Origin of the sequence: Mesorhizobium sp. M0938 (genome assembly GCF_040319125.1) — a bacterium.
Taxonomy (GTDB): Bacteria; Pseudomonadota; Alphaproteobacteria; order Rhizobiales; family Rhizobiaceae; genus Mesorhizobium; species Mesorhizobium robiniae.
In genome coordinates this window covers 65,524-84,413 of record NZ_JAMYNS010000010.1, presented here as the reverse complement: position 1 = coordinate 84,413, position 18,890 = coordinate 65,524, and the positions used below count along the sequence as shown (strand labels likewise).

Annotated in this window: 19 protein-coding genes; 9 read left to right on the top strand and 10 right to left on the bottom strand. The window is 61.8% G+C overall.

What is annotated here, in order from left to right; all coding sequences use genetic code 11:
- The first annotated feature begins 25 nt into the window (after positions 1–25).
- The gene (gene folB / locus NKH73_RS19000; RefSeq protein ID WP_352934698.1) at positions 26–385 is read left to right on the top strand and encodes a dihydroneopterin aldolase; all 360 of its coding nucleotides are present in this window, start codon (positions 26–28) and stop codon (positions 383–385) included.
- Positions 369–896 carry a 2-amino-4-hydroxy-6-hydroxymethyldihydropteridine diphosphokinase gene (gene folK, locus NKH73_RS18995; protein WP_352934695.1) on the top strand — a complete coding sequence of 176 codons (528 nt, stop codon included), beginning with the start codon at positions 369–371 and terminating at the stop codon, positions 894–896. The genes folB and folK overlap by 17 nt, the downstream gene beginning before the upstream one ends.
- 47 nt (positions 897–943) lie before the next feature.
- Here the strand turns inward: folK and NKH73_RS18990 are convergent, their stop codons facing one another.
- The 6 genes from NKH73_RS18990 to NKH73_RS18965 all read right to left on the bottom strand — a co-directional run bounded on the left by NKH73_RS18990 (position 944) and on the right by NKH73_RS18965 (position 7,429).
- Entirely contained in the window at positions 944–1,489 is a 546-nt protein-coding gene (locus tag NKH73_RS18990) for a DUF924 family protein (RefSeq protein ID WP_352934692.1), read from the bottom strand.
- A gap of 13 nt (positions 1,490–1,502) precedes the next feature.
- Positions 1,503–3,338 (bottom strand): monovalent cation:proton antiporter-2 (CPA2) family protein, encoded by a 1,836-nt coding sequence (locus NKH73_RS18985; protein ID WP_352934689.1) that lies wholly within the window; start codon positions 3,336–3,338, stop codon positions 1,503–1,505.
- Between the two features lie 181 nt (positions 3,339–3,519).
- Positions 3,520–4,074: a hypothetical protein gene (locus NKH73_RS18980; RefSeq protein WP_352934685.1), complete on the bottom strand. Its 555-nt coding sequence runs from the start codon at positions 4,072–4,074 to the stop codon at positions 3,520–3,522.
- A gap of 166 nt (positions 4,075–4,240) precedes the next feature.
- Complete coding sequence (locus NKH73_RS18975; protein ID WP_352934682.1) at positions 4,241–5,329, bottom strand: YcjF family protein; 1,089 nt, start codon at positions 5,327–5,329, stop codon at positions 4,241–4,243.
- The gene (locus NKH73_RS18970; protein WP_352934679.1) at positions 5,326–6,822 is read right to left on the bottom strand and encodes a YcjX family GTP-binding protein; all 1,497 of its coding nucleotides are present in this window, start codon (positions 6,820–6,822) and stop codon (positions 5,326–5,328) included. Before NKH73_RS18970 ends, NKH73_RS18975 begins: the two co-directional genes overlap by 4 nt.
- Positions 6,823–6,925: 103 nt before the next feature.
- Positions 6,926–7,429, bottom strand: a complete 504-nt coding sequence (locus tag NKH73_RS18965; protein ID WP_352934677.1) for a SixA phosphatase family protein — start codon at positions 7,427–7,429, stop codon at positions 6,926–6,928.
- A 265-nt stretch (positions 7,430–7,694) separates the two neighbouring features.
- Here NKH73_RS18965 and dksA point away from each other — a divergent pair, with 265 nt between their 5' ends.
- Entirely contained in the window at positions 7,695–8,111 is a 417-nt protein-coding gene (dksA, locus tag NKH73_RS18960) for an RNA polymerase-binding protein DksA (protein ID WP_181057150.1), read from the top strand.
- A gap of 57 nt (positions 8,112–8,168) precedes the next feature.
- Here the strand turns inward: dksA and NKH73_RS18955 are convergent, their stop codons facing one another.
- Positions 8,169–8,924 (bottom strand): hypothetical protein, encoded by a 756-nt coding sequence (locus NKH73_RS18955; RefSeq protein WP_352934674.1) that lies wholly within the window; start codon positions 8,922–8,924, stop codon positions 8,169–8,171.
- Positions 8,925–9,261: 337 nt separating this feature from the next.
- On the opposite strand from NKH73_RS18955, the gene cckA reads away from it, so the two are divergent.
- The gene (gene cckA / locus NKH73_RS18950; protein WP_352934671.1) at positions 9,262–11,832 is read left to right on the top strand and encodes a cell cycle histidine kinase CckA; all 2,571 of its coding nucleotides are present in this window, start codon (positions 9,262–9,264) and stop codon (positions 11,830–11,832) included.
- Positions 11,833–12,063: 231 nt separating this feature from the next.
- Positions 12,064–12,774, top strand: a complete 711-nt coding sequence (locus NKH73_RS18945; protein ID WP_352934668.1) for a purine-nucleoside phosphorylase — start codon at positions 12,064–12,066, stop codon at positions 12,772–12,774.
- Here NKH73_RS18945 and NKH73_RS18940 read toward each other — a convergent pair.
- Positions 12,771–13,076 carry a ribbon-helix-helix domain-containing protein gene (locus tag NKH73_RS18940; RefSeq protein WP_127204129.1) on the bottom strand — a complete coding sequence of 102 codons (306 nt, stop codon included), beginning with the start codon at positions 13,074–13,076 and terminating at the stop codon, positions 12,771–12,773. The two genes, NKH73_RS18945 and NKH73_RS18940, sit on opposite strands and share 4 nt — an antisense overlap.
- A gap of 280 nt (positions 13,077–13,356) precedes the next feature.
- Here NKH73_RS18940 and NKH73_RS18935 point away from each other — a divergent pair, with 280 nt between their 5' ends.
- From NKH73_RS18935 to NKH73_RS18925, 3 genes are all read left to right on the top strand, one after another.
- On the top strand, positions 13,357–13,752 hold the full coding sequence (locus tag NKH73_RS18935; RefSeq protein ID WP_126106435.1) for a VOC family protein: 396 nt from the start codon (positions 13,357–13,359) through the stop codon (positions 13,750–13,752).
- 79 nt (positions 13,753–13,831) lie between these two features.
- A complete protein-coding gene (locus NKH73_RS18930; RefSeq protein WP_352934663.1) occupies positions 13,832–14,362 on the top strand; it encodes a gluconate 2-dehydrogenase subunit 3 family protein in 531 nt (176 codons plus the stop codon).
- 45 nt (positions 14,363–14,407) lie between these two features.
- A complete protein-coding gene (locus NKH73_RS18925) occupies positions 14,408–15,979 on the top strand; it encodes a GMC family oxidoreductase (protein WP_352934661.1) in 1,572 nt (523 codons plus the stop codon).
- A 70-nt stretch (positions 15,980–16,049) separates the two neighbouring features.
- Here the strand turns inward: NKH73_RS18925 and NKH73_RS18920 are convergent, their stop codons facing one another.
- Together NKH73_RS18920 and NKH73_RS18915 are read right to left on the bottom strand one after the other, a co-directional pair.
- Complete coding sequence (locus NKH73_RS18920; RefSeq protein ID WP_352934658.1) at positions 16,050–16,409, bottom strand: alkaline phosphatase PhoX; 360 nt, start codon at positions 16,407–16,409, stop codon at positions 16,050–16,052.
- A gap of 380 nt (positions 16,410–16,789) precedes the next feature.
- Positions 16,790–17,185, bottom strand: a complete 396-nt coding sequence (locus tag NKH73_RS18915) for a hypothetical protein (protein ID WP_352934655.1) — start codon at positions 17,183–17,185, stop codon at positions 16,790–16,792.
- A 299-nt stretch (positions 17,186–17,484) separates the two neighbouring features.
- Here NKH73_RS18915 and urtA point away from each other — a divergent pair, with 299 nt between their 5' ends.
- Positions 17,485–18,795, top strand: a complete 1,311-nt coding sequence (urtA, locus tag NKH73_RS18910; protein ID WP_473631830.1) for an urea ABC transporter substrate-binding protein — start codon at positions 17,485–17,487, stop codon at positions 18,793–18,795.
- Positions 18,796–18,890 lie beyond the last annotated feature (95 nt).

Sequence of the window (18,890 nt, the reverse complement as noted above, 5' to 3'; positions counted from 1 at the left end):
CTCTAATCGAGCGAGACGCTGAGCAATGTATGTCATCCGCATGAAGAACTGCGCCTTCTTCGCCCGGCACGGCGTGCTGGATGAGGAGGAGACGCTCGGCCAGCGCTTCTATGTCGACGCTGCGCTCACCGTCGAACCCGGCCGCGCGCTGGTCGATGATTCCATCGAGGACACCGTCCACTATGGTGTAGCCTTCGGGGTGATCGAAAGGATCATAACCGGAGAGAGGCGTTTTCTGATAGAAGCGCTGGCGCTGGAGGTGGCTCGGGCGCTGACGGCCCAGTTTCCCCAGATCAAAAGGGCCGAGATCACTGTGCGCAAGCCGAACGCGCCGGTGCCCGGCGTGCTCGATCATGTCGAGGTGACCGTTGTCTGGCCAGAATAAAAACAACAACGATAACACTGTCTATCTCAGCCTTGGCGGCAATATCGGCGACCCGGCGAGGTCGATGGGCGCGGCCCTGCGCATGATGGACGCCGACGAGAACACGCGTGTCGTCGTCGTCTCCTCGCTTTATCGCACGCCACCCTGGGGCAAGCTCGATCAGCCGGATTTTCTCAATGCGGCGGCCGAAATTTCGACCGCACTCGCACCACATGCATTGCTCGATCTTTGTCTCGGCGTCGAACGCAGATTGAAGCGGGTGCGCGAGGAACGCTGGGGGCCACGCTTGATCGACATCGACATTCTGGTGTTCGGCGATCGGGTCATTCACGAAACCGGGCTGGAAGTGCCGCATCCGCGCATGCTGGAGCGCGCCTTCGTTCTGGCGCCGCTGGCCGAGATCGCGCCTGGCCTCACCGTCGGCGGCAGAAGCGTGCCGGAGCGGCTTGCCGCTCTCGACAGCGCCGGTATCGAGCAATTGCCGTCTGGCCGGGATTGGTGGTTGGCCTGAAGCATCGGGCCCAAACCGGTAACCACTTGTGGGCCGACGCACTGAACTCAGCCGGAAAATCCGCCTCCGTCGAGGAACACCTGTTCTTCCGCCGTCGTCTCGCGGCCAAGCATCCTGTTTCGATGCGGAAAACGGCCGAACCGCTGAATGATCTCCAGGTGCTCGACCGCATATTTCAGATAGGATGGGGCTTTGGCGGTAAACAGCTCCATCGATTTGAGCTGGTCGGCGAGATTTTCCGAATGCTCATACGGCAAATAGAGGAAGGCGCGCAGGTCTTCGTCCAACGCCAGATCCTGGCCGGCGGCGATGGCCTTTGCGGCGAAATGTCTTGCCAGCGGATCGGTGGCATACATATGGCCGGTGCCACGAAAGCAATTTCGCGGGAACTGGTCGAGCAGGATCATCAGCGCCAGCGAGCCTTCGGCATGCTCCGACCAGTCGTCACATTCACGCCGTGCGGCTGCGTAGTGCAGGTCGAGAAACCGGTTGCGGAACTCCGTGTCGAAAGTGTCATGCTTCTCGAACCATGCATCCTTCCCGGCGTCACGCCAGAATTTGGTGACTGAAAAGGCTCGCGTGTCGATGTCCATGAGTGATCCTCGGTCAGTCCGCAGGTTCGGATTTATGCAGCACGCCGGCGGTCTCCTCGTTGAGCGCCTGGCCGATACGACGTGGCGGGGTGAGCGGTGTCGGAATGGGCGTGCCGATATTGCCCTTCAGGAAGCGTTGTCCGGCCCGAATGCCTTCGGCAAGCTGCGTTTCGATGCGGGCAGTATCGCGTCGCCGGACATCCTCGATCGCTTCGGCGACCTCTTCCGGGTCGACACCCAGGGCTTCGAGGGTGGAACCGCCGAAAACGAGGGCTGATTCGAAGGTTTCCCGAAGCTGGAAGTCGACACCTGCACGAATCAATTGTAGCGCCGTGCCACGGTCGAAGGCTCTTGCCAGCACCGTGAGCAAGGGGAACTCCGCCTTGATGAGTTCGGCAATGCGGATGGCGACATCAGCCTTGTCGACGCATATGAGCACGGCGCGTGCGCGACCGGCGCCCGCGGCATGCAGGATATCCAGCCGCGTGCCGTCGCCATAGTAGACCTTGAAGCCGAAATCGGCGGCCGCCTGGATCATTTCGACATCATTGTCGATGATCGACACGTCGATCCCGCGCAACAGCAGCGGCTGGCTGGCGATCTGGCCGAAGCGCCCAAAGCCGATGATCAGCACGCTGCCGGTAAGGCCATCGGCAATGTCGACGCCTTCGAGCGATTGCTCGTCGCGCGGCGTCAAATACCGCAACGCCACGATGGCCAGAGGCGTCAGCACCATAGAGATGATGACGATCGCCGTCAGGGTCGCATTAGCCTGGCTGTCGATGATGCCGACCGCCGCTGCGGCGGAATAGAGAACGAAGGCGAATTCGCCGCCTTGCGCCATGAACACGGCACGCTCGAGCGCTTCGCGGTGACCGGTCTTGAGGATGCGGGCGACGAGATAGATGCCGATCGCCTTTATCACCATGTAGGCGACGACGTAGACGGCGACAATCCGCCAGTTCTCGACGACCACATGCAGGTCGAGCGACATGCCGACCGCAAGGAAGAACAGCCCAAGCAGGACACCGCGGAATGGTTCGACATCGGCCTCCAACTGATGGCGGAAGGTGGATTCCGACAAAAGCACGCCGGCCAGGAAAGCGCCCATCGCCATCGAGAGGCCGCTGAGCTGCATGACAAGCGCCGATCCCAGAACGACCAGAAGAGCGGCCGCGGTCATCACCTCGCGGGCGCGGGCATCCGCCAGTATGCGGAAGAACGGATTGAGCAGGAAACGCCCGGCCAGCACCAGTCCGAGGATGGCAGCAAGGCCGATGCCCACCTCGGTCAGCCGCTGCGTCAGGCTCATATCGGCGCCGCCCGGTGCCAGGAACGCGATCAGCGCCAGCAGCGGCACGATCGCCAGGTCCTCGAGCAGCAGGATAGAGACGATGCGCTGGCCTTTGGGCGCTGCAATCTCGCCGCGTTCTTCCAGAAGCTGCATGACGATCGCCGTCGAGGTCAGCACGAAGCCGGCGCCGGCGACGAAGGATTGCGCGATGGGAAAACCGCCTGCCAGTCCGACGCCGGTAAGCAACAGCGCGCACACGCCGACCTGCAATGCCCCAAGGCCAAAGATCTCTCGCCTGAGGCTCCATAGCCGTGACGGCTGCATCTCCAGCCCGATGATGAACAGGAACATGACGACGCCGAGTTCGGCGACGTGAAGAATGGCTTCCGATTCGGAAAAGATACGAAGTCCGAACGGCCCGATCACCACGCCGGCCGCCAGATAGCCTAGGATGGAGCCAAGCCCCATGCGCTTGAAAATCGGCACGGCGACAACACCTGCGGCCAGCAGCGCCACCACGTGGATAAGATCGCTGCCCGCTGCCTCTGCCGCCATGCCTGCCATTCCGTTCTCTAGAGGACCGCTGCATGTGCTGCGGCATCGAGCGGCCAAGATAGGGGCTTCGGCGGAGAACGAACAGTCCGAATTCGGAAACTGGTGCGGCAGTGTTGCAGGCGCGCTCCACAGCTTTTACGCACCCGGCACGCGCGTCCTATCGAACGCGCAAAATAATCACTCAGTTCGGCGCGATAGAGCCGACCTCGAGCGCATCGACCCGCTTCAGCTTCATGCCGATGACCGGCACCAATTGCTGGTCGACACGCACCGCAACCGTGACCGTCATCGAATTGTCGTTGGGGACAAGGGCTTGCATGACGCCGCGCAACTGGTTGCGGTTGATGGTGAAGACGACCTTGTTGGCGCTGACCACATTGCCGCCGACGATGTCGAGACCGGAACCGGCGGCGCCGCCCATGAAGCTGCCCTTGTAGCCTTCGCGGCCCTTGCGCTGGATCGTCGCCGACATCTGCTGGGTGAACATGCCGACCCGGCAACCGCCGTCCAGCGACATGCCGATCTTGCCGTCAGGTGTCGAGCCGGTGAAGCTGCAGGTGAATTTCGTCCCCTTGTACTTGCCGGCGACGATTTCTCCGGGACCGACCCATTTGCCTTCCACCGATTGAAAGAACTGCTTGTCCGATTCTGCCGCAAAGGACTTTTCGACCAGGCCAGCAGTTGTTGAAACGATGACCGCCAGGGCCAGGACGTTGGACAAGATCACGCTTTTCATCGACGACACCCGGCAACAAAGAGACTGGTTTGGAACCCGTCCGACCATGAACAAGATTGGTTAATGCTTCGTCACCGCTGGTGCATGACCCGGAACTGAAAGACTGCGTCAGTGCTTACAGCGTCCTTTGCGGGCCGCTGAAACCGCGTGGGGCTGGCGGCGGCTGTCACGCGTCGGAAGCGGATGTTTCCTTCTGCTTTTTGGTTGCGAACGACGTCAGAGCGGACAGGAAATCGCCCATGCCGGGCCGTTTCGTGGCACTGAAGGGCAGGGGCCTCGCGGTTTCCATCGCCGCAATGCCTATACGCGCCGTCATCATGCCGTTAACGACGCCTTCGCCAAGCTTTGCCGAGAGCCGGGCAGCGAGGCCGTGGCCGACGATCTGCTGAACGAAACTGTCGCCCACGGCAATCGAGCCGGTCACTGCCAGATGGGCGAGAACGCTGCGGGCCAGCCGGAAGAATCCCAGCGTGCCCGGCCGACCGCCATAAAGTTCCGACAAGCGGCGAATCAGCCGTCCGGCTTCGAACACGACATAGGCGACGTCGACCAGGGCGCGGGGGCTGACCGCCGTTACCAGCGAAACACGCTTTGCTGCGTCGAGGATCATCACCTTGGCGCGCGCATCGAGGGGCCCGAGGATTTCGGTCTCGGCCAGGCGCACCAGATTGCCACCATCGATGATCTCGTCGCGCAGTTCAGCCAGCGCGCGTCTGCCGGCCGCGGTTTCGGGCTTGGCCGCGACAAACGCCGAGAGCTCGTCGACCACGGCGCGGGCGGCTTTCGGATCGTCGCGGGCGATGGCGTCGAGTGCCCGCTTCTGCAGTTTTTCGACCTCGGCGAGGCGGGCGATCGCCAGGAATTCGCGGACAAGGATGACCAGAAGCGCCAGCGCCGCGATCACGGCCATCCCGGCGGCCAGCCAGCCCAACCATTCGGCGCGTGCGAACAGATCGCGGATCAGCTGGTCGGTCCAAAGCCCGAGGGCCAGCGAAACTAGAACGCCCAATGCGCCGAAGAACAGGCTTCCAAGCAGCGAACGCTTCCGCGGCGCGGTCGCCGGCGGCGGTTCGGCGGCGACGATGTCGGGCTCGTCGAAGACATCGATCTCGGCCGGCACGACGACTGCACCATCCGTCTTCAGCGCGCGCGGCTTTCGCGCTGACGGGGCGTCGGGCTGGCGGAAGGCCGCCTGTTCCTTTGCAGTGGCTTCCGGCTCGATGCGAAATGCCGCCGGCTTGCGGGGCGCTATCATGCCAGATGATCTCCGATCAGGAACTGCAGGGCACGGTCAAGCCTGATATGCGGCAGCGACAGCGTGATGCCCTCGGCAGTGCGTTCGAGTTTTGGCGGGCGAAAGCGCACGAAACGGATCGCCGGATCGTCATTATTCTGCCGATGGTCTGGGCTTTGCCGATGGTCTGGTCCAGAGACATCGAACACCGCATCAATTTTCTCCGGTAAATCACCGGGAAATATGGCCGTTTCGGTGTTTCCGTCAAATGTTTCGCCGTTGATTCTCTCTCCTTTCAACGGTGTGCCGATGATGACCGGCAGCGTTTCGCGGCCTTGCTTGACCGTGCCTTCGCGGGTCGCGCGCACGGCCGCCAGGGCAACCACGTCGACATCGGCACCGGTGAAATTCGCTCGCGCCACGGCACGGTCGGCAAGCCGCCGCACGATCGCCTGCAGCCGGTCGTGACTTTCGTGGTGCAGATGGTCCGCCTTTGTCGCCGCCACCAATATGCGGTCGATGCGCCTCGAAAAAAAGTCTGTCAGGAAATTGCCGCGGCCGGGGCGGAAACAGGCGAGGATTTCGGTCACCGCACGTTCGAGATCGGCCATCGCGCCGGGGCCCGCGTTCAAGGCCTGCAGGGCGTCGATCAGCACGATCTGGCGGTCGAGGCGTGTGATGTGTTCCCGAAAGAACGGCTTGACGACATGGGTCTTGTAGGCCTCGTAACGCCGTTCCATCATCGCCTGAAGCGACCCCGAACGCGCCCGCCGCTCACTCAGGTCCGGCAAAGGCGCGAAGGTCAGCGCCGGCGAGCCCTCAAGATCGCCGGGCATCAGGAAGCGGCCCGGCGGCAAAGTCGAAAGCGCCCGCTCATCAAGCTTGCATGCCTTGAGATAGGCGGCGAAGCTCTCTGCGAGGCGGCGCGCCGTCATCTCGTCGGCGTCTGCATTCGGGTCGACTGCGGCCGAGAGCTGGCGCCATTCCTGCGAAAGGTCGACGCGCACCGGCAACGCCGCCATCTCGAAAGCTTCGCGCGAGAAATCGCCGTAGGACTTGCCGAGCAGCGGCAAATCGAGCAGCCATTCGCCTGGATAATCGACGATATCGACCGACAGTCTGCCTGATGAAAACATGCGGCTCCAGCCGGAGGCCGATTCATATTCGATGGTGAGCCTCAACTCGGAAATGGCACGTGTCGAATCCGGCCAGAGGCGGTCGTTGACCAGGGCTGCGATGTGATCTTCGTACTGGAACCGCGGCACGGCGTCATCCGGTTGCTCTTCGAGGAAGGCACGGGCGATGCGTCCCGATTTCTGCGCCTCGAACAGCGGCAAGCGCCCGCCATGGATCAGATTGTGGACAAGGGCCGAGATGAACACCGTCTTGCCGGCTCGGGAGAGGCCGGTAACACCCAGCCGCAGCGATGGCGAAAAAAGCCCGGTAGCGCGCCCCGACAGCGTATCCAGGGCAATCTTCGCCTCGTCGGTGAAAGTGGTCAGCGATGATGCCAAATCGGTTCTCTCGGGCTTCGGTACGCTCCGATATAGACGTTGCCGCCTAGTGTGGCGAATCTGAAATTCGCAGCAAATCCACCACGCTAGGTTCGAAATGGCGTCAGAAATCGGCCGGCGTCACGAAGGCTTCGAGATAGCCGGTGCCTTGCGCGGCGTTGGCAAGACTGCCTGGAAAACGGACGGCCGCAAGGCCGGAGGTTGGGAACCCGTAGTTCAGCATTGCCCTCGCAGCCTCGTCGCCGTCGCCCGAAAGCGCGATCGCAAGATCCTCCGTCATCGGATTGTGACCGATGAGGAGCAGCGAGCCTGGCCCGCCATTGCCGCGGATGATCGAGAGATAACCGGCGGCATCCTCGCTGTAGAGCGTGTCCAGGAACAGGACCCTGCCTGGATCGGTGTGGCCGGCAACGCCCTCCAGCGTTTGCAGCGCTCGCTTTGCTGTGGAGCAAAGGGTGAGGTCCGGAATGTAGTTGTGGGCCCGCATGGCCGCACCCATAGTTTCGGCATCGGCGAGGCCGGATGCGTCGAGCGGACGATCGAAATCACGCATGCCCGGCAGGGCCCATCCGGCCTTCGCATGCCTCAACAGATAAAGCTTGCTCACCGGCCCCTCGCTTGTGCCAAATACCGAAACCCGTCAAAAAGGCGCTGCAGGATTAGCCATGAGAAAAGCTCGGTTTACAATGGCCGGCACCCTTCAAACCCAACGAAACGTAGGCGAATTCGGTCGCACCCTTCATGCGAATGATGCCGCCAATACCTTTTTGGCCGACATTAACAATTGCGTGAAACTGTCGTCGATTACGCTTGTGCAGCATTCGGTCCGCGAATATATAGGCGCCAAATTTGGGGCTGTTTGGGTGAGTCGAATGAACGACATCGTTACCGCCAATTACGTACCCTCCGAAGACGAGCCATTCATGAACGAGCGGCAGAAATCCTACTTTCGCCTGAAGCTCGTCACCTGGAAGAACGACATACTACGCGAAGCGCGCGAAACTCTCGAAATCCTGCAGCAGGAAAACGCCAACCATCCCGATCTCGCTGATCGGGCCTCGTCCGAAACCGACCGCGCCATCGAACTTCGCGCCCGGGATCGCCAGCGAAAACTCATTTCAAAAATCGATTCCGCGCTGCAGCGCATTGATGAAGGCACTTACGGCTATTGCGAGGAAACCGGCGAGCCCATCGCGCTGAAACGGCTCGATGCACGTCCGATCGCGACCTTGTCGATCGAGGCGCAGGAGCGCCACGAGCGTCGCGAGAAAGTCTACCGCGACGACTGAAGCAAGACGCGAAACGTCAGGCCGGCCTCCGACCAATTTTGCTGGCCGATCTGGCGTTTACCTTTTCTGGCTGGACAGCTCGCCGAGAAGCTTCGTCATCTCGTCGTCGAGAGACGGCGGCGCTTTTGCCGCCGGCTTGTTCTCCGGCCGGGCGGGCTGCGGGTCATCAAGCGAGACCTCGAGCTCCCTCATCAGTGTATCGTCAATAGAATCCCGAGAATCATGCCTGGTTGGGGATTCGTGCCTAATCGGGGTGTCCTGTCTTGCCGACGACGGCGCGTGCCGAACGGCATTGGCGTTCGCCGATTCGAAGGCGGGCAGTGGCGTGATGGTCGCCGACTGATGGCTTTGCGCTGCCGGTGCCGCCTGATGGGATCGGGTAGGCGTTAAGGCCGCGCTCACCGGCTGCGGAGGCGGTGCTTGCCTCACTGGCGCAGGAGCGGGTTGAGGCGCGCGCGGCCGCGTGGCCGGCTGATGGCCGCCACCATCTCCGGTCAATGCAGGACGGCGCAGCGCCGACAGCCTGATGTCGCGTTCGACGACGACGTCGGTCGGGCCTCCGATCAGCAGCAGGTGCTCGATATCGTCGCGGCGCACCAGCACCAGCCGGCGGTGACTGTCGACAGCGGTGGCGTCCATGACGGCCAGCCGCGTCTTGCGATTCCTGCCGCCGGCGACGAATGTTCCAAAGGTCAGATTGCGGATCAGCTTTACGATGAGGAGAATGACGGCCAGAAGGACAAGCGCGACAAGCGTCCACAGGATTGCCGGGGCATAACCAGGACCCGCCACGCTATCCAGCCACTGCAGCATTGGTGCCCCCAATATCGGCTATCGAAGAAGACGCGACACTAGACTGTTGCGGCACGCCACTGCAAGTTGCCTTTCGCGCTTCGTGAACGGTTTGACGGCGTCAGCGTTTCGGAACTGCAAATCCACCACGCTGGATTTTTTCAGCAAGTTGCTGGCGTGATGAAGCCGAAATTTCGCTCTGCGCTGCGCCAATGTGGTGCGAATTTCGGATTCATCACACCGGGCGCCGAACGGGCGTCATTTTTAGCGGACATTTGCCGCCAAGGCCTTTTCCAGGCCCTGAGAATGTGATTCAACCGGGCAGGGGCAAGTACCGGAATTCACGAACAGGGGGCACATGGCCAAGGAAGCGCGCGGCGATTTCTATCCGGTACCGATCGTCGACCAGAACACGCGACCGGGTGCGGTCACCCGGCTCATCGTCTTCATCGCCGTTCTGACGGGTGCCGCGATCGTCTTCGGCCTTTTCCGCGAACGTCTTGGCGATCCCTTCCTGCTTGGAATGCTTGGTGTGCTGGCGATGATCGGCGTCGGCTTTCTGTTCGCTACCGCCATCGGTTTCGTGCAGATTACGCCGCGCTCGACGAGTGACGAGCTGTCGAAAGCCTTCGTCGATTCGATGTCGCAAGGTCTTCTCGTCACCGACACCAAGGGGCGTGTCGTCTACGCCAATCGGGCTTATGCCGATATGACCGGCGCGGCGTCGGCGGCGGATCTCAAGACAGTCGAAGGGTTGCTGTCCGATGTTCCCGAGGCCTCGGTGACCATATACCGGCTGGCCTCCGGTCTGCGCGACGGCCAGCCCGGCGATGGGGAGTTTCGGCTTGCACAATCCATTCGACCCGGCGCCGAGCCGGGCGCGCGCTGGTATCGTGCCCGCGCCCGCGCTTTCAGCGTCCCGGGCCAACGGTTGCCCTTGCTCGCCTGGCAACTCGCCGACATCTCGGAAGAACGGGCCGAGCAGGAGCGGTTCTTCCTCGATCTGCAAAAGGCCATCGATCATCTCGATCATGCGCCGGCCGGCTTCTTTTCGGCCGACCAGGAGGGCCGCGTCACCTACATCAACGCCACGCTTGCCGAGTGGCTGGGCATCGACCTGACGAGCTTCACGCCCGGTGCCGTAACGCTTCCGGAGATCGTCGCCGGCGACGGTATGGCGCTGGTCCGCTCGGTCAAGGCCGATCCCGGCACCACGCGCAACGCCGTCATCGATCTCGATCTGACGACAGTGAAGGGCGAGGCGCTGCCCGTGCGTTTCATGCATCGGGTTTCGGCCAGCCGCGAGGGCGTCAGCGGTCCGACGCGCACCATCGTTCTCAACCGGACGCAAGGCGAGGACGCTTCCGCCGATCTTCGCGCCTCCGAGGTCCGCTTCACACGCTTCTTCAATTCGACGCCGATGGCAATAGCGGCCGTCGACAACAGCGGGCGCATCTTGCGCACCAACGCGCCCTTCCTGTCGCTGTTTTCCTCCGTCGTCGACGGGGACGCGGTCGATCGGCGCGTGCGGCTCGATACGGTGATCCATGAGCGCGACCGGCCCGCTTTTGCCGCGGCGTTCGAGAAAGCGCGACAACGGCAGGCCGACATCGAACCGATCGATACGCTTCTGCCCGGCAATGAAGAACGGCATATGCGCTTCTACGTCAACGCGGTTGCCGACGGCACCGGCGAGGGCGCCGAAGAATCGGCCATCGTCTACGCCGTCGAAACCACCGAGCAGAAGGCGCTCGAGGGCCAGATGGCGCAAAGCCAGAAGATGCAGGCGGTCGGCCAACTCGCCGGCGGCATCGCACACGACTTCAACAATGTGCTGACCGCCATCATCATGGCGTCGGACCTTTTGTTGACCAACCACCGCCCGTCGGACCCGTCCTTCCCAGACATCATGAACATCAAGCAGAACGCCAATCGGGCGGCCTCTCTGGTGCGGCAACTCCTGGCCTTCTCGCGCAAGCAGACGCTGCGGCCGGAGGTGCTCAACCTGACCGACGTGCTTGCCGATCTCCGGATGCTGCTGGCCCGCCTGGTCGGCAACGACATCAAGCTAAAGGTCGACCATGGCCGCGACCTGTGGCCGGTGAAGGTCGATATCGGGCAGTTCGAGCAGGTGGTGGTCAACCTGGCGGTCAATGCGCGCGATGCGATGCCGACCGGCGGCGACCTTACCGTGCGCACCCGGAATGTGACCACGGAGGAGAGCAAGAGCCTTTCCTACCGCGAACTGGTGCCGGCCGACTATGTCGTGGTCGAAGTCGAAGACACCGGCAGCGGCATTGCCCCCGAAGTGCTCAAGAAGATTTTCGAACCCTTCTTCACCACCAAGGAGGTCGGCAAAGGCACCGGCCTCGGCCTGTCGATGGTCTATGGCATCATCAAGCAGACGGGCGGCTTCATCTTCTGCGATTCCGAAGTCGGCAAGGGATCGGTGTTCCGCATCTTCCTGCCGCGCTACATTGCAGAGGCGAGAACGGCGGGCGAACCCGGCGAGGCGCCGGCTGCACCGGCAAAGATCGCCGATGTCGGCAAGGATTTGTCGGGCTCGGCAACGGTGCTGCTTGTCGAGGACGAGGATGCCGTGCGCATGGGCGGCATGCGAGCGCTGACGTCGCGCGGCTACACTGTCCACGAAGCGTCGTCGGGCGTCGAGGCGCTGGAAGTGTTCGAGGCGCTCGGCGGCAAAGTCGACATCGTCGTTTCCGACGTGGTGATGCCTGAAATGGACGGGCCAACGCTGCTTGGCGAATTGCGCAAGCGGCAGCCTGACATCAAATTCGTCTTCGTTTCAGGCTACGCGGAGGACGCGTTCGCCAAAAACCTGCCGGCAGACGCGCATTTCGGCTTCCTGCCGAAGCCGTTTTCGCTCAAGCAATTGGCCACGATCGTCAAGGATGTGCTCGAATCCTAGACCAACAAGTGCATAGCTGCCTTGGTGAAATATCTAAGGGGCGCGGCCTGAATGTGATCCAGCGCACAGACGCCAGGACGATGCCGTTTACACTTGGCGGCGCCGGAGAGGGAACCGTCCGTTCATAACCAGTGAGGTCCGGCCACTGGGGTTTCGCAATTGTGGCTTGCGCATCCACGCCAGCCTGCCATGATTGCGACGACAACGCGGCGGGGATTTGGGGTAGATGCCGTGACGCCGCACAACGAGGCAAGCAGGGGCGATTATGCCGAAACGGTGCTGTTGCCGGGTGACCCGCAGCGCGCCGAATGGATGGCAGAGACTTTTCTCGAGGCGCCGCGCTGCATCAACCGCCGCAGGGGCGCCCTCGGTTTCACCGGCCTTTTCCAAGGCATGCCGGTCAGCATCCAGTCGACGGGGATCGGTGTCTCGTCATTTCTGATCTACGCGCATGAATTACTGGACTTCCATCGCGTCAAGACGCTGATCCGCACCGGTACCTGTGGGGCCTTGACCGCCAAAGTCGGGCTGCGCAGCCTGGTGATCTCGCAATCGGTTCATGGTGAAAGTGCGGGGAGTGGCCAGGTCTACGGGCTCTACGACGCCGCTGCTGGCCCCGATCCTGTGCTGCTTGCCCGCGCTGTGGCCAGAGCTGGCGAACTCGGCATCGAACACCATGCCGGGCTGACCGCCTGCAGTGACATATTCTATCATCCGGAGGGGTGTGCCCGCTTTGCCGGGGTGCAGGCTGAAGGCGCGCTCGCCGTGGATATGGAGACCAGCGCGCTCTATCGCATCGCTGCGCATTTCGGCGCCCGGGCCCTGTCGATCCTGACTGTCGTCGACAACGTGGTGACCGGCGAGCAAACCGACTATTCCGAACGGCAGGCGCTTTTCACCGATATGACCCGGCTGGCGCTCGATGTTGCAGCTGAAAACTAAGCCGCCTGCCGCTTGGGCGCCGTGTGTTCTTCGATGCCTGGCCGATGGCCTTTCAGATAGAGGGCACAGGTCGTGCGCAACATCGAGGCGAAGTTTGGAATCTGGCCGTTGATTTCGATAGCCTCGTCATAGAGCTTCGAGATGAATTTCGGCGTCGTCAGGCCTTGGCTGTCGGCGATCTCGTCGAGCAATGCCCAGAACGTCGCCTCAAGCTGGATGCTCGTCGAGTGCCCATCGATACGGATCGATCGGTTGATCTGTCGATAGCCCTCCGGATCCTGCCCGGCAAAAACCCTGCACATCGTTACCTCCCGTTCTATTCCTTTTTGGCCGTTCTTATTGGTGTTGGCCATTCTTGTTGATTTTGGGCGCAATCAGCAGCGATTCGCGCCTTTGAGCAGTGCCTGTCGTGGCCGATTATCTTCAGCCGGAAAGCGGAAAACAGCAATCGGACTTTCGTCCTTAAACGGTCTTTCATTCCGCCGTTAGCGTAGCGCGTGGTAATCGGCTGCCACCACCTTTGCAGTAATCCGCGCATAATCACCCCGACGCGCATAAGGCGCTGCTGCGACGGAGTGTCATTTGGCGAAGACGATTCACACCATGATCCGGGTTCTGGACGAGGCCCGGTCCGTCGACTTCTACCGGAAAGCCTTTGGGCTTGATGTCGCCGAACGGCTCGATTTCGAAACCTTCACGCTCGTCTATTTGAGCAATGCCGAGGCAGAGTTCGAAGTCGAGCTCACCGTCAACAAGGGCCGGCAGGAGCCTTATTCGCTCGGCGACGGCTACGGCCATATCGCGGTTTCGGTCGCCGATCTGGACGGCGAACACGACCGGCTTGGCGCGCTTGGCCTGAACCCAAAAAAGATCGTCGAGTTCAATCGCGACGGAGCGCTGCTCGCGCGCTTCTTCTTCATCGAGGATCCCGACGGCTACAAGATCGAGGTCCTGCAGCGTCAGGGCCGGTTCAAATAGGAGACATCAGGTCGCGCCGGCCAGCGCGGCGCCAGCCACGGCACCTTTACGGTGCAAATAGCAACCAAGGGAGGAAGAAATGGTCACGATTTACGAAAGCAAGCCCGGGCTGTCGCGCCGCGAGCTTCTGAAACGCGGCGGTGTCGGCGCGTTGCTGGTCATTTCGGGCAGCGCCGTCATCAGCCCACAACATGCGTGGGGTCTCGAAACGTCGGCGCTCAAGCCTGAAACCATGGCGACCCTGATCCAGATGGCGCGCGACATCTACCCGCACGACCAAGTGCCTGACAAATATTACGCAATCGCCGTCAAGGCCCATGACGAGCAGGCCGGCAAAGACCCAGCCCACAAGGATCTCATCGAAAAGGGCATCGCCGATCTCGACTTGAAGTCGGGCAAGGACGGCTACACCGGCCTCGGCTGGGAGGAGCAACGCGTTGCGGTGCTGAGAGAGATCGAGGACACGCCGTTCTTCCAGGCGGTCCGCGGCGGGCTTGTCGTTGGCCTCTACAACCAGAAAGAGGTCTGGCCGATCTTCGGCTACGAGGGCGAATCCTACTCCAAGGGCGGCTACATGGCGCGCGGTTTCGACGATATCGAGTGGCTCTGAGCCCCCCGCCGCAACCGCATACAACAGACATCATGGGAGGAAACCATGGCAGCACCATTTGATCTCAAGAACGATGGCGTGGTCGTCATCATCGGCTCGGGCGCCGGCGGCGGCACGCTTGGCAACGAGCTTGCGCAGAAGGGCATCGATGTCGTCATCCTGGAGGCGGGCGCCCGCCACGAATACGAGGATTTCATCAACGACGAGTGGGATTCATTCGCCCAGCTCGCCTGGACGGGCAAGCGCACGACCTCGGGCGACTGGCGGGTGGCTAAGGATTTCCCCAACCTGCCGGCGTGGATCGTCAAGTCTGTCGGCGGTTCGACCACGCACTGGGCAGGCGCCTCGCTGCGCTTCCAGGAGCACGAATTCAAAACGCTTTCGACCTACGGAAAACTGGAAGGCGCCAACCTGCTCGATTGGCCGATCACGCTGACCGACCTGGAGCCCTACTACGCAAAGGCAGAAGACAAGCTGGGCGTGACGCTCACCAACAACATTCCAGGCCTCCCTGGCAACAACAACTTCAAGGTGATGAAGGCCGGCGCCGACAAGCTCGGCTACAAGGAGTGCCACACCGGTCGGATGGCGATCAATTCCGAGCCGCGCGACGACCGCAATGCCTGCCAGCAGACCGGCTTCTGCTTCCAGGGCTGCAAATGGGGCGCAAAATGGTCGACGCTGTATACCGAAATCCCGAAGGGCGAGGCGACCGGTCATCTCGAGGTCAGACCGAATGCCATGGCGATCAAGATCAGCCACGATGCGTCAGGCAAGGTGACCGGTGTCGTCTATGCCGACAAGGATGGCAAGCTTCAGGAACAGAAGGCCCGCATCGTCGCCGTCGCCGGAAACTCGATCGAGAGCCCGCGGCTGCTGCTCAACTCGGCATCGAGCCAATTTCCCGACGGTCTTGCCAATTCGTCGGGGCAGGTGGGCAAGAACTACATGCGCCACACCACGGGCTCCGTCTACGGCGTCTTCGACAAGCCGGTGCATATGTATCGCGGCACCACCATGGCCGGGATCATCCGCGACGAAGCCCGCAACGATCCTTCGCGCGGCTTCGTCGGCGGCTACGAGCTCGAGACGCTGTCGCTCGGCCTGCCGTTCATGGCCGCGTTCCTCAATCCCGGCGGATGGGGACGTTCCTTCACCACAGCGCTCGATCACTACGACCACATGGCCGGCATGTGGATCGTTGGCGAAGACATGCCGCGCGAGGAAAACCGCATCACGCTGCATGCCGACATGAAGGACGAGCACGGCATGCCGGTGGCGGATGTCCATTTCGACGACCATGCCAATGACACGGCGATGCGCAACCACGCCTACAAGCAGGGCTCGGCGCTTTACGCGGCGGTGGGCGCGACGCGGACCTTCCCGACACCGCCCTATCCTTCGACCCACAATCTCGGCACCAACCGGATGAGCGAAAAGGCGGCCGACGGCGTCGTCAACAAGCATGGCCAGGCGCATGACATCAAGAACCTGTTCGTGTCGGACGGCAGCCAGTTCACCACCGGCGGTGCCGAAAATCCGACATTGACGATCGTGGCGCTAGCGATCCGTCAGGCCGATTATATTGCTGAACAGATGTCGGCGAAGAGCATCTAACCGTAGCCCTCCCGGCTGCTGCTGGCGCGGAGCCCTGCAAGGTTCCGCGCCTCTTTTGTCGGCGCCAGAGCTACGCGCCGACCGGCTTGCCATCCTTGCGGCGGATGGCGACCACGGCGGGCCGCGGCGGTTGGCCGTCCTTGAAGTCGGGCCACAGCGTCGCGGCCTTGTCGAGCGTCTCGGCGTCCTCGGCCGGGTGCTGGACCGACAGGAACAGCGTCGTGCCATCCGGCGTGAAGCAGGGGCCGCTAGCCTCGGCGCCCTGCGGGCAGGTTGGCAGGCCGCGCGTCGGACCTTCGGTGTCGATGCCGTAGACGCCGTCCGGCAGGTCGAAGTCGTTGGCGCCATCGGTTCCGACCCAGAGCCGCCCGGCCGGATCGAAGGTGATGTTGTCGGGGCAGACGAACCAGCCATCCTCCGACGTCCCCATGGAAGTTCGCGCCGACCGCCGCGTCCTTGGGGTTGCCACAGAGCACGAACAGGTCCCATTCGTATTTTTCGGCGGTATGATCGGCCTCGGCGCCACGGCCGCCGGGCGGGATCAGCTCGACGATATGGCCCCAGAGGTTTTCGGGCCGATCGAGGATGTCGGCAATGGGTTTTCGGATCGCCACCGAAAACATCGGAAACGCCTTCCTCGCAGGTGAGCACCGTGCCCCATGGGGTGCACCGCCGCCGCAATTGTAGCTGGTACCGAGAGCCTTGGTGCAGGTTGACGGCGCAGCGCTGCCTATGCTGCTTCGGCAACACCCGGATGACATGAGAGGAAATACTTCTTGATAACGGGGCTCGGCGGCCCTGAGCCGTCGCTCAACGCTTTGTGCAGGTTGAGGCGGTGAAGGCGCCGTCAGGCTGCTTCATGATGATGTCGAAGGACGGGCTGGTTTGACCGTCCAGAGTGGCCTGCGTGAGCGAGATAGAGTTGCCGCCGGTCGTATAGCCGCCCAATGGACCCAACCAGGTGATCTCGCCATTTGCATTCATCTGATAATTGTAGCCCTGCCGGGCGGCTCCGAAGGTCACCGGTCCGCTATAGACATTTCCCTTGATGGTGATCTCGCCGAGACTGAGGAACATGCCAAGCAGATAGACTTCGCAGTGATAGGCCCCGTCAGGCAGTTTTCCGTCGGTGAAGTCGGCGCGCGCGCTGCCGGTGGCCGCAACCAGAAGCATGCTGATGAAAATACGAGAGATCCTGGGGGCCATGACGTCGCTCTTTTGAAGATCGAATTTGCCCTATTTTCCCGCACAGCTGCAACGGGTCATCGCTCGTGATATAGGATTGCTCAAAATTTACGCACTAATTGGTACTTGAGCAAAAATTGGGCGGTGGTTTGTGGTTTTTTCTCAAGCGGAACACGGATGAAAGCGCGCACATCTCGCCGCTAATATACTAACCAGCTGATAGACCTACGAAATCTCAGCGCGTTCAATTTTGCTCCGCGGTTGGCACAGCCGTTGCATGGTCTGTTGCGATGCGATCAACCAGCTTGGGAGTGTGGAATATGAGGGGCAGTTTCTCGACAATAACAAGAATGGTTTCGGCGGGCGTGGTCGCGGCGGGTCTGTTGACGCCCATTCAGGCCAAGGCGGCTGACGATACGATCAAGGTGGGCATTCTCCATTCGCTGTCGGGGACCATGGCGATTTCGGAGACGACGCTGAAGGACGCCATGTTGATGCTCATCGAAGAGCAGAATGCAAAGGGTGGTCTGCTCGGCAAGAAACTCGAAGCGGTCGTCGTCGACCCGGCTTCCAACTGGCCGCTCTTCGCCGAAAAGGCACGCGAGCTGATCTCCAAGGACAAGGTCGCGGCCGTGTTCGGCTGCTGGACGTCCGTGTCGCGCAAGTCGGTGCTGCCGGTGTTCTCCGAACTCGACAACATCCTGTTCTACCCCGTCCAGTATGAGGGCGAGGAGAGCGAGCGCAACGTGTTCTACACTGGAGCGGCGCCGAACCAGCAGGCCATTCCCGCGGTCGACTATCTGATGAGCGAGGACGGCGGCTCGGTGAAGCGCTGGGTGCTTGAAGGCACCGACTACGTCTATCCGCGCACCACCAACAAGATCCTCGAAGCCTATCTGAAGGCCAAGGGCGTCGCCGCAGAAGATATCATGGTCAACTACACGCCGTTCGGCTTCTCCGATTGGCAGACCGAGGTGTCGGCGATCAAGAAGTTCGGCTCGGCCGGCAAGAAAACCGCCGTCGTCTCGACCGTCAACGGCGATGCCAACGTGCCGTTCTACAAGGAGCTCGGCAATCAGGGCATCAAGGCCGAGGACATCCCGGTCATGGCCTTCTCGGTTGGCGAGGAAGAGCTTGCCGGTCTCGATACGGCGCCGCTGGTCGGCCATCTCGCTGCCTGGAATTACTTCCAGAGCATCGACACGCCCGAGAATGCGAAGTTCATCGCCGACTGGCACAAGTTCATCAAGAACGACAAGCGCACCACCAACGACCCGATGGAAGCCCACTATGTCGGCTTCAACATGTGGGTGAAGGCGGTCGAGAAGGCAGGCACCACCGATCCCGATAAGGTCATCGACGCTGTGATCGGCGTCTCGGTGCCGAACCTGACCGGCGGCTATTCGACCATGATGCCGAACCACCACATCACCAAGCCGGTGCTGATCGGCGAAATCCAGGCCGACGGCCAGTTCGAGACCGTCTCGCAGACGTCCGGCCTGGTGATGGGTGACGAGTGGTCCGACTTCCTGCCCGATTCGAAGGACCTGATCTCCGATTGGCGTGCGCCACTGTCCTGCGGCAACTTCAATGTCGCCACCGGCAAATGCGGCGGCAAGGGAACCAACTGATCCTCCCGGGTCTGACGGTCGTGGATTTCTCCACGACCTAGACCGCGATGCGTCCGGGCGAGATCCTCTCCTCCAGCCCGCCCGGACGCCAATTT

Bases quoted from the DNA above. Each gene is read 5' to 3' on its own strand.
- NKH73_RS18940 (WP_127204129.1), bottom strand. From the start codon at position 13,076: ATGTGCAGGGTTTTTGCCGGGCAGGATCCGGAGGGCTATCGACAGATC.
- folB (WP_352934698.1), top strand. From the start codon at position 26: ATGTATGTCATCCGCATGAAGAACTGCGCCTTCTTCGCCCGGCACGGC.
- cckA (WP_352934671.1), top strand. From the start codon at position 9,262: ATGGCCAAGGAAGCGCGCGGCGATTTCTATCCGGTACCGATCGTCGAC.
- NKH73_RS18980 (WP_352934685.1), bottom strand. From the start codon at position 4,074: ATGAAAAGCGTGATCTTGTCCAACGTCCTGGCCCTGGCGGTCATCGTT.
- NKH73_RS18920 (WP_352934658.1), bottom strand. From the start codon at position 16,409: ATGGGGACGTCGGAGGATGGCTGGTTCGTCTGCCCCGACAACATCACC.
- NKH73_RS18925 (WP_352934661.1), top strand. From the start codon at position 14,408: ATGGCAGCACCATTTGATCTCAAGAACGATGGCGTGGTCGTCATCATC.
- NKH73_RS18975 (WP_352934682.1), bottom strand. From the start codon at position 5,329: ATGATAGCGCCCCGCAAGCCGGCGGCATTTCGCATCGAGCCGGAAGCC.
- dksA (WP_181057150.1), top strand. From the start codon at position 7,695: ATGAACGACATCGTTACCGCCAATTACGTACCCTCCGAAGACGAGCCA.
- urtA (WP_473631830.1), top strand. From the start codon at position 17,485: ATGAGGGGCAGTTTCTCGACAATAACAAGAATGGTTTCGGCGGGCGTG.
- NKH73_RS18990 (WP_352934692.1), bottom strand. From the start codon at position 1,489: ATGGACATCGACACGCGAGCCTTTTCAGTCACCAAATTCTGGCGTGAC.
- NKH73_RS18930 (WP_352934663.1), top strand. From the start codon at position 13,832: ATGGTCACGATTTACGAAAGCAAGCCCGGGCTGTCGCGCCGCGAGCTT.
- NKH73_RS18955 (WP_352934674.1), bottom strand. From the start codon at position 8,924: ATGCTGCAGTGGCTGGATAGCGTGGCGGGTCCTGGTTATGCCCCGGCA.
- NKH73_RS18985 (WP_352934689.1), bottom strand. From the start codon at position 3,338: ATGGCGGCAGAGGCAGCGGGCAGCGATCTTATCCACGTGGTGGCGCTG.
- NKH73_RS18915 (WP_352934655.1), bottom strand. From the start codon at position 17,185: ATGGCCCCCAGGATCTCTCGTATTTTCATCAGCATGCTTCTGGTTGCG.